13 protein-coding genes are annotated in these 13345 nt (G+C 38.1%); 11 read left to right on the forward strand and 2 right to left on the reverse strand.

Annotated features, from left to right (window positions below; all coding sequences use genetic code 11):
• Positions 1 to 124: 124 nt before the first annotated feature.
• From B9N86_RS08025 to B9N86_RS08050, 7 genes are all read left to right on the forward strand, one after another.
• Positions 125 to 628 (forward strand): NUDIX domain-containing protein, encoded by a 504-nt coding sequence (locus B9N86_RS08025; protein WP_076326645.1) that lies wholly within the window; start codon positions 125 to 127, stop codon positions 626 to 628.
• A 378-nt stretch (positions 629 to 1006) separates the two neighbouring features.
• Complete coding sequence (locus B9N86_RS29990) at positions 1007 to 1402, forward strand: hypothetical protein (RefSeq protein ID WP_210190656.1); 396 nt, start codon at positions 1007 to 1009, stop codon at positions 1400 to 1402.
• A 319-nt stretch (positions 1403 to 1721) separates the two neighbouring features.
• The gene (locus B9N86_RS08030) at positions 1722 to 2750 is read left to right on the forward strand and encodes an ATP-binding protein (protein WP_210190657.1); all 1029 of its coding nucleotides are present in this window, start codon (positions 1722 to 1724) and stop codon (positions 2748 to 2750) included.
• Complete coding sequence (locus B9N86_RS08035) at positions 2732 to 3514, forward strand: hypothetical protein (RefSeq protein ID WP_208918548.1); 783 nt, start codon at positions 2732 to 2734, stop codon at positions 3512 to 3514. The genes B9N86_RS08030 and B9N86_RS08035 overlap by 19 nt, the downstream gene beginning before the upstream one ends.
• 217 nt (positions 3515 to 3731) lie before the next feature.
• A complete protein-coding gene (locus B9N86_RS08040) occupies positions 3732 to 4256 on the forward strand; it encodes a GNAT family N-acetyltransferase (RefSeq protein ID WP_208918549.1) in 525 nt (174 codons plus the stop codon).
• Between the two features lie 231 nt (positions 4257 to 4487).
• Entirely contained in the window at positions 4488 to 4949 is a 462-nt protein-coding gene (locus B9N86_RS08045) for a GNAT family N-acetyltransferase (protein ID WP_208918550.1), read from the forward strand.
• Between the two features lie 252 nt (positions 4950 to 5201).
• Positions 5202 to 5741: an AAA family ATPase gene (locus tag B9N86_RS08050; RefSeq protein WP_244563007.1), complete on the forward strand. Its 540-nt coding sequence runs from the start codon at positions 5202 to 5204 to the stop codon at positions 5739 to 5741.
• A gap of 163 nt (positions 5742 to 5904) precedes the next feature.
• On the opposite strand, the gene B9N86_RS08055 is transcribed toward B9N86_RS08050, so the two are convergent.
• Positions 5905 to 7113, reverse strand: coding sequence for an IS110 family RNA-guided transposase (locus tag B9N86_RS08055; RefSeq protein ID WP_208918551.1), 1209 nt, complete (start codon positions 7111 to 7113; stop codon positions 5905 to 5907).
• Positions 7114 to 7276: 163 nt separating this feature from the next.
• On the reverse strand, positions 7277 to 7522 hold the full coding sequence (locus B9N86_RS29995; protein ID WP_210190658.1) for a hypothetical protein: 246 nt from the start codon (positions 7520 to 7522) through the stop codon (positions 7277 to 7279).
• A 463-nt stretch (positions 7523 to 7985) separates the two neighbouring features.
• On the opposite strand from B9N86_RS29995, the gene B9N86_RS08060 reads away from it, so the two are divergent.
• From B9N86_RS08060 to B9N86_RS08075, 4 genes are all read left to right on the forward strand, one after another.
• Positions 7986 to 9047, forward strand: a complete 1062-nt coding sequence (locus B9N86_RS08060) for an AAA family ATPase (RefSeq protein ID WP_208918552.1) — start codon at positions 7986 to 7988, stop codon at positions 9045 to 9047.
• Between the two features lie 2 nt (positions 9048 to 9049).
• The gene (locus B9N86_RS08065; protein ID WP_208918553.1) at positions 9050 to 10852 is read left to right on the forward strand and encodes a vWA domain-containing protein; all 1803 of its coding nucleotides are present in this window, start codon (positions 9050 to 9052) and stop codon (positions 10850 to 10852) included.
• Between the two features lie 897 nt (positions 10853 to 11749).
• Positions 11750 to 12316 carry a histidine phosphatase family protein gene (locus tag B9N86_RS08070; RefSeq protein ID WP_208918554.1) on the forward strand — a complete coding sequence of 189 codons (567 nt, stop codon included), beginning with the start codon at positions 11750 to 11752 and terminating at the stop codon, positions 12314 to 12316.
• 256 nt (positions 12317 to 12572) lie between these two features.
• Positions 12573 to 12974 (forward strand): hypothetical protein, encoded by a 402-nt coding sequence (locus tag B9N86_RS08075; RefSeq protein WP_208918555.1) that lies wholly within the window; start codon positions 12573 to 12575, stop codon positions 12972 to 12974.
• The last annotated feature ends 371 nt before the right edge of the window (positions 12975 to 13345 follow it).

Consider the following 13345-nt stretch of genomic DNA (forward strand, 5'->3'; position numbering starts at 1 on the left):
CCTGCACTGGCTAAGTCCGTCGGACCCGAGCTGGCGCCCTTAAGCCAGTGAGGTTCGTGAATACAAAGACGTTATGAGAAAGTGATGTATTTATAAAACATTGTATAGTGGGAGATTATTCTAGATGATTCGAAATACAGTAAGAGCACTGATTATTCAGGATGATAAGCTTTTATTAATTAAGAAAAAGAGACCGAATATTGGTCTTTATTATGCACTACCTGGAGGAGCTCAAGAATCGAACGAAACATTAGAACAGGCACTAATTCGTGAATGTATAGAAGAACTAGGTATTGAAATATCGAGTAGTAATTTAATTTGTGTAAGGGAATACATATCTCGCAATCATGAATACTCTTTCATTATGAAGGAAGTTCATTCTATTGATTTTATTTATGAGTGCAACACTCAATTCCTTAATAATGAATTAAGAAGCTTACAAGCTGATATTGGACAGGTCGGGATTGAATGGTTACCAATTAATGAAATTAAGAAGACAGTATATGAATCAGAAGAATCATTAAAGTCATATAAATTCCCTAGAACAACCTATGAATTCTTTAAAGAATATTTTTCAGATCAATTAATAAAACTATATTCTGGTAAGATATTTGAGAGTATCCCATAGAAGACATCACCATCTCATAACATCGCATTCACACCGCGTCGCCTGACGGCTCCTTGATCTGCCCGAGGAATTTCGGAGATGTGGAACCAGGCAGATAACCCTGCAAGGCTAAGTGGCGGAGCCACCCGGCGCATACGCGCCTTAAGCCTTTCGGGTTCGTGAATGCAGAGAACGTTATCGGAAATTCCCTAAATACATAAAAAAAAGGAATAAAAGATGGAGTCAAGAAAAACAAAACATAAGAGAAAATTTAGCTTAAAACACTTTTTGATAAATAACCTTATATTTTGGTTGAGTTTTTTTATAAGTATTATGATTTATGGTCTATCTTTATACTTGTGGGGAAGGATTCTTAAAGGGACTATTTATTTTAGTTTATTGGAAAATTTATTTGAAATAAATTTTGCTATTATTGCTCTATTCATGATGATAGGATATGCAAGACTAAAGTACTTAAACATCGTCATAGAGTCACTTTTCAAGATACTATTCACAGTGTGGGTTGCGTTAATAGTTCAATTTTCTTCGCTCAATCAAATTGAACAAAATGCTTGGATAATAGTTTCAGTGTTTGCGGCGGCATACTTAGAAGTCCTAATTAAGGTAAATGATTATTTTCACGATATGTCTGATTTTCAACATAAAAAAATCAAATTCTTAAACAAAAAATTTATTGTCAATCTTTCGATACCATTATCTTTAATTACGCTAAGTGCAATTAATATATTTATTAGTTATTTAATAAAGGATCTACTACTAAGAATAAATAATTGATTGTTATTCGAAGAAGAGGGAACATCTGATAACAAAGTATTCACGCAGCGGGCCATTCGGCCCTTGGTCCGGCAGAGGCATTTCGAGAGATAGGGAGCAGCCGGACAACCCTGCACTGGCTAAGTCCGTCGGACCTGGGGCTGATGCCCCTTAAGCCAGTGAGGGTTCGTGAATACAAGAACGTTAGCTGAAATTATTGGAAAAATGTAAACTAGAAAAAGAAAATAAGAATAAATACAAAAGAGAGGGTTGCCTTTTGAAGACTCTAAAATTAGAACAATTAAAAATAAACAATAACGTAATAACTTTTAATTCCGGAATGAACATCATTATTGGTAATAACGGATCAGGAAAAACTACTTTATTCAATATAATTTTATATCTTTTGGGTTTGCACAAAAATAAGAGAATAACTAAATTTCTTTATGAGATTGATCCAGAATTGATAGTTAATATTGAAGGTCAAAGATTGTCTTTTAAAAGGACTATTAACGATGAGATATTGATTGAAGGGGATATTAACGAAAAATTAAATACAAATGAATTAGTTGATTTTTATTCATCATTACTTTCACCACAATTCAATGTTGGAGATGATAGAACCGCAGCCATCCAAATTATTCGCGCTTCATTTTACACTCAAGGGGAACTGTATTCAAAGACTGATAGAGATAATCTCGATAATAAAATTATGGGTATAAACGTTAATTACCTTAAGGAGTCAAAGAGACAAATTGACGTGTTTAAAAACAATCTTCAAAAAGATGAATATTCATATGAAATACTTAAAACATATATTAATAATGTTGAAAAAAATATAATCAACCTTCAGAACAATGATCATATTAAAGGGATATTACAACAAGAGTTTTTTAATATGTATGACGAAATTTTTGAGAATAAGAAAATTTTAGACCAAGCTACAAAAGCATATAATATTATCTTGGAACAGTATGATAACTTGAAAAGTGAAAGAAAAATTTTGTTTAATGACTTTTTAAATGAGTATATTGAAAAAACTAATGGTAGGTCTATTCGAGAATATTCTAGTAGTAGTAATTATTCTGGTAGTGAAAGAATAAGAATTGAATTTCTAAGTTTTCTAATAAAAACAGTTAGACATATAGATTATCCTTTTCTAAATACAAGTGGACTCTTTATAGTAGATAGTCCTTTCAGTTTTGATATGAATAATGTTAAAGAAATTCGAAAAATGGTGGAAAGAGAAACTAAATTAGATAAATTACAATATATTGAGTTTTGTTCTAAAGATGATACTATTTCTCCAGATTGGATAATTAGTGACCTTAGAAATAAGGGGGCCTTGAATTGGTTGAGAGTAGATTAAAAAGTAATATGACAATGTCAATTTCTCTGATAAGTTTGTTGATAGCTGTTATTGTAATGTTCTTCGGAGATAATTTAATAGGTAAGTTTGGAGCACCAGAGCTCGACTTAGTTTCAACAAAAGATGATTTTAGATTGCCAGATAAATTAAATGAAATAATTGTTAAAAACATCGACAAACAAGAATCGAACCTAATACCTAATACAATCCGAATTGTTACTATTAAAAATAATGGTGGTTCTCCTTCAAAGAATCTAAATCTAGTAATTGAATTAGAAGGGTCAATTTATCAGTATAAATTAAACAGTCCCGAGACCATAACAAAGCAATCCATAGAATCAAATAAATTACTTGTTAACTTGCCAAGGTTATCAAAAAATGCTGAGGTTTCTATGATTTTTTGGGTGCTAGACGAAAAAAACGCATTTAAAGTAAGTTATGCCGATGATAATAACAGTGGATATATTCAAAGTGTTTCTAAGGAATCAAAAGATTCCAATATTTTAAATTCGATCTTACTGGTAATATCAATAGCATCAGTTTTAGTTTTGATGTATGAACTCTTAAATAAATATGTTTTCCAATTAAGAAAAGAAAATAAAGAGTCTAGTGAAAAATTGCTTGAAAATATTACTTCCATTTATGAAGAGCAAGTATCAAAAAATGAAGAGGAATTACAAGTATCAAAAGAACTTGTTACGAATCAAGATGTTAAACAAAAACTACATGAAATGATTAGAATTTCAAATGAGTTAACAAAGTAAGTTTATCAAAGAAGACAATAACTTCAGCTAACAGTATGTTCCAGCTTCGCGGTTGTCACCGCTCGCTCTGCCCGAGGAATGTTAAGAAAGAATATTCGGGCAGACACATCGATTCCCCTAAGATAAGAGCTATCTAAGGGGAATCGACATCAGGAACACAGGAACGTTATGTGCAATACCCTAAGGTCACAAAAGCCATCAGAGGACGTGGAAACATATGAACAACTTAAAATTAGTAAAGCCTCAAATAGAGCTTAAAAATGAGTATTTATCATTTTATCAAGAGTGGAAAGAATCTGGTGAGGATATGGTTCCTTGGGTCATAAGTATGGATCCAAGTGATTTTCAAGGGATGTTGAAGTCACTGTCTAATAATGAGGAGGGTGTTGGCTTACCTGAAGGTTGGGTCTCAGATTCAACGTTTTGGTTGGTCGATAAACATAATAGAGTATTAGGTGCGGTTAATATTAGACATCAATTAACCGAACATTTGTATAATGCTGGTGGGCATATAGGTTATGGTATCCGCCCGTCAGAGAGATTAAAAGGCTATGCGACAAAACTATTGGAACTGTCCTTGATTGAGGCCAAGAAACTGGGAATAAAAGATGTATTAGTTGTCTGTGATGCTTGTAATGTGGGATCTGAAAGAACCATTATTAAGAACGGTGGGAAGTCCGATACAGATTACATAGAAGAAGATGGAAACGTAATTAAGAGATATTGGATTAAGAATACTTGAAACTAGTTTAAAGAAGAGGGTACAGCGCATAACAACGTATCTACGCTGCGGGCTGTTCGTCCCTTGGTCTGTAAGAGGCGTTTCGAAGAAGCGACACAGCAGACAACACTGCGAGGCTTAGTCCGTTGGACCCGGTCGCTGACGCTTCCTTAAGCCTCTCGGGTTCGTAGATACACAAACGTTAGCTGAAATCAACGAAATTGTGATGGGAAATCGAAAGGAATATAAAAAATGAATCTAATCCGCATAGAATCAATTGATAAAAATAATTGGGAAGAAGTTCTCTCAATATCTTTACTCAAACCACAAGAGAAGTTTGTACCTTCTGTTATCGAATCTTTAGCATGGGCTTATATAAAACCGTGGGATGAGGCTTTTGATCCATATATTTTGTACAAGGATGATAAAACATTCGGATTTTTCTATCTTTCCTATACACCAAATAGTACTAATAATTATTGGATCGGTGGCTTTCAAATAGACAAGAAATATCAAGGGATGGGACTAGGAACACAATCTCTTAAAAGAATATTAGAATTCATTCAGGAAGTGCACAGACAATGCGAAGTAATCTCTCTAACAATCGAAAAAAATAATGATCATGCTAGAAAGCTTTACGAGAAATTAGGATTTGTTAATCAAGATAAAGAGAACCAAGATGGAGAGATTATATATAAGCTGAAGTTAAAATAAACTATAAAGAACTTGTGCTAGATTACTCGAAGAGGTCGTTGACATCAGCTAACATTACATTCCTGCGTCGTTGCTAACGCTCCTCGGTCACCGAGAGGATTTTTTGAGAAGTAAATCAGGCGACACATCCAAGCGGCTAAATCTGACGCCCTGTTCCCTCCGGTCACATAAGCCGCTAAGACGTCAGGAATGCGAAACGTTAGCTGAAATCATTGTAATGACCTAAAAATACCAAAGCAGGAGGGGTATTCATTGGATCATAAATTGCCTTTATTTATAGTAACAGGAGCAAGCGGTGTAGGAAAAACAACAGTGATGAATGAACTAAGAGTTATATTGACTGATTTCGTTGTTTTCAGTACAGACGATGATAATTTCGGAACTACAGGATCTAAGATAGATTATCAGGATCGTTTTAATATTTTGCTTCATTTTGCTAACTCTGTAGCGAAATCAGGAAGAGGAACGATAATTTGTGGTACTTTTATGCCTTGGGATGCCCAGAAGTGTGATACTTACAATCATTTCAGTAAACTCTGCTTTATTAACTTACATTGCAATGACGAGACTCGAAATTTTCGACTTCGGAATCGAGAAGATAAAGCAATGTGGACAGATGAAATGCTCAAATCCCATGAAAAATTTGCACAATGGCATCTAGATAATGCCGAAACCGCCTACGATCCACCAATGCCCATAATCGACACAACCTCTACCCGACCATCAGAAGTGGCGGAGCAAATTAAAAAATACGTTTTATTGAAATGGAATGAACGAGTTTCTGTTAAATGACTTAATTTGTTAGTATTTCAACGAGGACAATGACTTCGCATAAACCAGCTAATCAAAGTCAACTCTATCAATAAAATAACTTCGTTTATTAAAAGTAAGCATACCTAAATAGACCTACCCAGAAGAGTAGATATCACTGGAAGTTAATTACCAATTCAGGGGTTTAACCAGCTTGAAAAGCTCTACCAGAGTTCCACATTCCAAAAATAATGCGTAAAAGCTTGTGAGAAGTTGCAACAATTGCGACCTTTGCCGGTTTGCCTTCGTTTCTTTTTTGCTGATAAAATTGAAAGAGAGTCGAATTTCTTGGTCCATGAATTTGTTTGGAGATGGCTGCGACAGTGGCCTGATAAAGAGCAGTTCGTAGGTACTGAGAGCCTCGTTTAGATATTCGATTCTTCTTCGATTTGAAGGTTCCCGATTCGTGAACAGCTGAGTCAAGCCCGGCAAAAGCTGCTAGTTGTTTCACGGAGGGGAACCTTTTTATATCTCCGATTTCAGCGATTAACATGGCGGCTGTTAATGGACCAACGCCTGGAATGGTTCGAAGAAGATGGTAGATTTCAATAGATTCGGCGAGTGTTTGCATGGTTTGTAAGAGATCACTCATGCAATCCTGGTAAGTCTTAAGAAGATGGATATATTGCATAAGAACTACTCTCTGGGCTTGAATCGCATGAAGATCTGGAAGGCTGTGTCTAGCGATTTCAAGTAACTCCTGAAGCTTAGATTCGTTCCAAGCTCGACCACGGCGATTGGAAAGTAGCAGCGTAATAATCTCCTCATGCTCAGCAGCTAAAAGCTCAGAAGGGGTAGGGAAACGAGATAATAATTCCAGGGAAGTTCGATTGCAGACCTTGTGAAAAGCCTTGTCATATCCCGGGAAGAGAAGATCAAGAACAGCACGAAAATGAAGCTGAGTCTCACCGTATAAACCCATCCAGTGCTGGGATTGACGACAAATTACACGGAGTTGTTGAATAGATTCACTTAGCTGTACTTGAGGTTGAGGAGATTGGAAGTAGAAAACATGAGCAATACGAATAGCATCGATGGGATCGGTTTTGATTTTGCGAACGGCTTTTTGTTTCAGCTGATGAGTAGGTATTGGATTCAGAAGAACGACGGAATAACCGTGAGAAGAAAAGAACGAGACCAGAGGTTTTGAATAGTTTCCTGTGGCTTCGAGGACAACTTTAGGCTCCTGATCCGTGACATTCTTCATCTGCTCCAAGATAGCGAAGAGTCGATGAAGATCCTCATTTGTGTGGATGAATGAAAAAGGTTTGTACATACAGTCATGATAGGAAAGAAAAGCAGCAGCAACACTTTTACCTTTAGCAACATCGATACTAAGAACAGGTTGATTCATATAATCTCCTTGAAATAACCGGGGCCAGCACTTTCGCTCTCCACAGGTTGGCACGGTGATACGGGTTCTAGACTAAGGCCAGCTGAATCGGGGTATGAACAAAAGGCTAGGGCGTGCAACACTTTATGCGACAGGATTTATGTCCTAACAATGCATACGTTTTTCAGCCCGGTGTTTTCTCCAGTATAAAGAAAAAGTTCATCCCCGAACCAGTCGGGTATGAACTGAGAATACCAACATAGCATTCGCGCTGCGTGCCCTTGAACTGCAGAAGCAAAGGCGAAGAGGCTACAGCTGCAGATAACCCTGCGAGGCTAAGTCTGGCGACCCGGCGCTGACGCGCCTTAAGTCTCTCGGGTTCGTGAATGCGGAAAAAAATAAAGGAAGAGTTAGTTGAAGTACCATACAATAATTTAGATTTTTTAAGATCATATGAAAAACTGAAAGTACCGGATAAAGAATTTATATTGAAAATATTTCATGGGGGACAGATTTCGTAGGTAGTTCGAAGAAGGCATCATCATCACCTAACATCGTTTTCCCACTTCGGCCGGCTGTACCGACCTTGGTCTGAGATGAATTTCGAGGAAGTGTATTCATCAGCAGACACACCTTCATCGACTAACCGCATCGCGGTCGCCCTTCGGACTTAAGTCGGTGAGGCGTCAGGAACACAATAACGTTAGATGAAATAAGGCAATAATTACATTGATTTGAGTTCACGCTACTCAGCTTGACGGTTGCTTGGTTAGCTCGAAGCAATCCGGACAGAGTGGAACCTTTTGAAAGCATCAAATACGCTCTCTTAAAACCGCCGTGATGGCGGTTTTTGTTATAATAAGATTATCTTTCAAGAAAAAGGAGTATTTCTATTGAATCTTGCTGTTCCTGTTATACAGTCACAATTGATGCAGATATTGCTTAACGTTTCCGTTATTCGCCCTGTCTTTATTTGGGGTGCCCCAGGGATTGGAAAATCAGCTTTAGTTGAATCATTTGCCGATCAAGTCGGACTTCCATGTGTTTCACTTTTAGGCTCTCAGCTTGCGCCAGAAGATATTATTGGCGTACCTCAGATCGTTGACGGCAAAAGTCAATTTTGTCCACCCAAAATGATTGCTCGCAATGAACCTTACTGTTTATTTTTGGACGAACTTAATGCTTGCTCGCAAGAAGTTCAAAAAGCTTTTTACAGTCTTATTCATGAGCGTCGAATTGGTGATTATCATCTTCCAGAAGGCTCGATTGTAATCGGTGCAGGCAACCGTGCGCAAGATAGTGCAATTGTAAAACCGATGTCCTCTGCGCTCATTAACCGTATGTTTCATGTCCAACTTAATGTATCGTTTCAAGACTGGATTTCTTGGGCGTACGAAAACGAAATTCATCCGATAGTTATTGAATATTTAGAGTCTCGCCCCGATCATCTGTGGAGTGCCCCTCCGAAAACGGAAGAACCGTTTTCCACACCCCGATCCTGGCATATGCTTTCGGATGCACTTCGCGAGTTTGGCGATAATTTGTCACCAGAAGTGGTCGGTATTTTAGCGGGTGGATCTTTAACTCCTGCTCATGCAACACAATTTAAAGCTTTTTACAAAAATCTAAGTGGTAAATATCAATTAAATGCTATTTTAGAGGGTAAAATTTCATTTCCGTCTGCTGCAGAAGATCGTGATGTTCTCTATTTTCTGGCTCAATCTTTTCGAGCACAAATTATTAAAGAGCTTCCCGTTCGAAAAGATGATATCAGTGGGAATCATAGGCAGTTTGCTCACACGGTAAAAAAATTGATTAAAGACTTGTCTGGCATTAGTTTCGAAATTGCACAGCTCGTTGTTGCAAAAAATGAACAATCCTCTAACATTCCTGACTGGCTGATGGTAGAAATTGTTCGTGATTTACCACGGCTCGCCGTTAAAGATAAGGGGTAAAGATGTCAAAAAAATCGACACTTGAAAATCCAGCTTTAAAACAATTCCAAGCAGCAGTAGAGATAATTGAAAACCATCCTATTTTTTCGCCTTTATGTTCAAGAACGAGTATTGTCCATCGTGACGGGACCCCTTATCCAATAAATGGTTGGGCAACCGTTACAAAAGGTGGATATATTTACACGCATCCTAAACGCCGAGGCGAAACCTCAGAGTGGGTCTATGTGCTTGCTCATTGTTTGTTGCATTTAGGACTTAGTCATTTGAAAACGAAAGAACATCCAGTGGCATGGAATGCAGCTTGTGATTTGTACATTGCCAAATTTCTTGCTGATTTGAAACTAGGAACACCTCCTTCTGATATGGAAACACGGACAGATATGACCGTAAAGGATGAGGAGTTTCTTTATGAGCAATTTTGTGCACGGGGCGTGCCGGAAGTTTTGAAATATTTTGGCACAGCAGGTGTAGCAAGTTCGGATATGGATGTTCGGGATACAGCAGCGCGTAGCTATTGGGGGGGAGAACCCGAATGGGAAAAATACTTTGCAATTGGGTTATCTAATGCGGTCACAAGTGCTGTAAGTGTGGCGGGAGGTCACTCTACTTCTTTAACGGATTCTACGAATGTTAAAAGTGCTGCGCAACGGGCAAAACGGTGGTTTATGGACCGTTATCCATTGCTCGGCGCACTTGCTTCCGGTTTTACAATTATTGAAGACCAAACCATCTGTCAACGATTAAGTATTTCCATTGCGGCTATTGATGTTGTAGAACGCGAAATTTACATGAATCCAGCAGCTGGACTAACCGACGAAGAATGTATTTTTGTGATGGCGCATGAGTTATTACACGCAGGTCTTCAGCATCATGAACGCTGCCAAGGTCGCGATCCTTATTTGTGGAATGTCGCTTGTGATTATGTCATCAACCTGTGGTTGGTTGAAATGCAAGTTGGTGAATATCCTAAAATTGGTCTACTTTTGGACCCAGAGTTGAAAGGTTTATCTGCAGAATCGGTTTACGACAAAATGGTTGGAGATATCCGCTTATATAGAAAATTAGCTACGCTTCGCGGCAATGGGTTAGGCGATATGATTGGCAAAGGTGATCCGGCGCTCTGGGATGTTCGAAATGGGCAAACGCTGGATGATTTTTGCAAAAATGCACTCCAACAAGGTTTAATGTATCACGAAGAACAAGCTAGGGGTTTACTTCCTTCTGGGCTTGTTGAAGAAATTAGAGCACTTGGTCAACCTCCGATAAAATGGGACGTTGAGCTTGCCAAATGGTTTGATTCATATTTTTCTCCACTTGAAAAAACGCGGTCCTATGCCCGTGTCAGCCGTCGCCAATCTTCAACTCCAGATATCCCAAGACCTCAATGGGTTCACAGCGGTTCATCTGAGGATGGGCGTACGTTTGGTGTGATCTTGGATACGTCTGGTTCAATGGATAAAAAGTTGCTCGCTAAGGCGCTTGGTGCTATTGCTAGTTACGCACAAGCTAGAGACGTACCTTTTGCTCGTCTTGTGTTTTGCGATGCAGCTCCTTACGATGCGGGTTATGTTGCCCCGGAGACAATCGCCGATCGTGTGCAAGTTAGAGGTAGAGGGGGTACCGTTTTGCAGCCTGCGATTGATTTAATTACTCATGCTGAGGATTTTCCGAAAAATGGCCCACTTTTAATTATTACCGATGGTTATTGCGACAAACTAACCATTCGACGAGAACATGCTTATTTATTGCCAAAAGGAAATGAACTACCTTTTTCTCCAAAAGGTCCTGTTTTCCGTATTGATTAAGAAACAATAACAGAAAGAATAATTACGCACTGAGCAAGCTGAGGTTTAAAAGTAATTAATAAGGAGCCTCATGCTTTACAGGAAGTACAATGGTTTCTTATTCATGACATGCCAGATAATATTACGATTACAACGGAGTACGCTCTTGAACAGTTGAAATGATAAAAGGAATTATAATTTTTTAAAACTCGAATGCAAAAAATCTATTTTCACGAGAAATCTGTCTCAACATTCGTAATATCAAATGATAAATGTTTAGAGATAAACGGCACAGTCAAAGAGATATGAATAAAAGGCTTCGGAGACAGGAGACCTGTAGGTGTCACAAATGTGATCTGCGGGTCTTTTTTGTAAGAATGTGTTGTTATATTGGTGGATAACTTGCAACGGCCGGTAAGATCGCCTTTACGATCTTATCGGATACAGCGTATTAGCTGCTTCGCAATATATGGAGTTGTATTAACCGGAGTAATGGATTTTCTCGGGCCAATCGTACGAAAGGCACTTGACAGAGCGTTCTGTGTAGAAGGTGTTTTAACATGCGAAAAACCGGTCCAATGTAGCGAAAAGGTGAGTATTCACGTGTTGAGACATTCCTTTACAAAGCATTTACTGTAAGGAGGCTAAGGTTATATACAAGAGTTACTGGGGTACCAAAGCAGGCGAACAACAGAGCGTTAAACTCATGTGTATATGAAGGACGCCAGATAGATTAATAGCCCGCTAGATTATTGAAATCGGGGTATTACGGAGGGGAGTTCGTAGATATCCTGATGAAAGGAGTGTTTACGAAGTACGGGAATACACGTAATATGGTAGTATTCACGAAGTTCGTAGATAAGACGTTATGTGAAATCACAGTGTGACACTTAATGAAAGCATCTAAAGGAGGCTTGTATGAAGACAATTATCTATATGGTTAGGCATGGAGAATCACCATACAATGAAGGAAATGAAAGAACAAGAGGGCTTACCCCAAAAGGAAAGATCGATATTGAAAAAGTAACGAAGTTACTTATAGGTGAAGGAATAGACATGATTATATCAAGTCCTTATACTCGAGCAATTCTTAGTGTTGAGGGATTGGCCGAGCACTTAAAGTTAGATATTAAAGTATTTGAAGATCTTAGAGAACGACATTTTGCATCTTATATTATTGAAAATGCAGAGTTAATGTCTAGTATCAGAGAGAGTTTTAATGACCCTGATTATACCTTGCCGGGTGGAGAGTCTAATGCTGATTGTCAGAAAAGAGCAATCTCAGTTCTAAAACCCATATTAAAAGAGCACAGAGGGAAGAAAATAGCAATCGGGACTCATGGTCTTGTAATGACTTTGATGATGAATCATTTTGATTCAGCTTTTGGCTTGGAGTTTTTGGATCAATTAAAGAAACCAGATATTTATAAAATGCAATTCGAGGACTTAGAATTAGAAGAAGTAACAAGAATGTGGAATGATTAGATTTCCTAAGGTTTATCGAAGAGGACTGTGACATCACATAACAGAGTATTCACGCTGCGGGGGACAAGCCCCCTTGGTCTGCCCGAAGCAATTCGGTGAAGTATGAGCAGGCAGACAACCCTACGAGGCTAGGTGGCTAAGCCACCCAGTCGCATGCGCTCCTTTAAGCCTCTCGGGTTCGTGAATACAAGAACGTTATATGAAGTTCTGATAATAAATAATATTGGTTAAGATAAATCTGAGAGGTATGAAAGAGATGGAAAAAATCAAAGCTATAAAAACCGAATTAGGTGAAATTCATGGAAGAGACGCGATCTTCCTTGATGATATTCAATTCAATTATCAAAAGAATGAAGTTAAATTAATTGGTGAGATAAATGGGCAATTATGTACAGAATCAGATGATGATGAGTTTATTGGATACGAATTGCTATTCAAGAAAGTTTATTACTTTAATATGGTTGAGTTAGATGTAAGTTTACAGATGTTTGATAATCCATACAATGAGTGTTGTAGTTTTGGGGAAATATTTAATACAAAAATACTTAGAGATATAAAGACTGCAAGAGATCTGGAGTTAAAGCAATATGTAATATATACATATGACGACGTTTTCGTTATTGCATGTCAAGAATTCGAATTAAAATTAAAGAAATAAGAACAGCAGGCAATAAATTAGAAGGCTGATTCAGAGAAGCCCAGAACTTCATATAACATGGTATCTACGCTGCGGGCCACGCCCTTGGTTCGCAAGTAGTATGAAGCAGAGAAGCTAAATCAGCGATGAATCCTGCGAGGCTAAGTCCGTCGAACCCGACGCGGAGAACCTTAAGCCTCTAGGGATCGTAGATACAGAAACGTTATCGGAAATAAGCGGAAGGCAAGATAACTACTTTTTAAGCAATTCGAAGAAACAGTTGGCATCGCATAACACCATATTCACGTTTCGGTCCATTCGGCCCTCGGTCCGGCAGAAGTAAGATGAGATTTCGGGTATGTAATTAGCAGCAATGAAGTAGATTCAGCCGG

It is taken from the genome of Paenibacillus uliginis N3/975, from assembly GCF_900177425.1.
Taxonomy (GTDB): domain Bacteria; phylum Bacillota; class Bacilli; order Paenibacillales; family Paenibacillaceae; genus Paenibacillus_AQ; species Paenibacillus_AQ uliginis.

Bases quoted from the DNA above. Each gene is read 5' to 3' on its own strand.
- B9N86_RS08055 (WP_208918551.1), bottom strand. From the start codon at position 7,113: ATGAATCAACCTGTTCTTAGTATCGATGTTGCTAAAGGTAAAAGTGTT.
- B9N86_RS08045 (WP_208918550.1), top strand. From the start codon at position 4,488: ATGAATCTAATCCGCATAGAATCAATTGATAAAAATAATTGGGAAGAA.
- B9N86_RS08070 (WP_208918554.1), top strand. From the start codon at position 11,750: ATGAAGACAATTATCTATATGGTTAGGCATGGAGAATCACCATACAAT.
- B9N86_RS08030 (WP_210190657.1), top strand. From the start codon at position 1,722: ATGAACATCATTATTGGTAATAACGGATCAGGAAAAACTACTTTATTC.
- B9N86_RS08025 (WP_076326645.1), top strand. From the start codon at position 125: ATGATTCGAAATACAGTAAGAGCACTGATTATTCAGGATGATAAGCTT.
- B9N86_RS08065 (WP_208918553.1), top strand. From the start codon at position 9,050: ATGTCAAAAAAATCGACACTTGAAAATCCAGCTTTAAAACAATTCCAA.
- B9N86_RS08075 (WP_208918555.1), top strand. From the start codon at position 12,573: ATGGAAAAAATCAAAGCTATAAAAACCGAATTAGGTGAAATTCATGGA.
- B9N86_RS08040 (WP_208918549.1), top strand. From the start codon at position 3,732: ATGAACAACTTAAAATTAGTAAAGCCTCAAATAGAGCTTAAAAATGAG.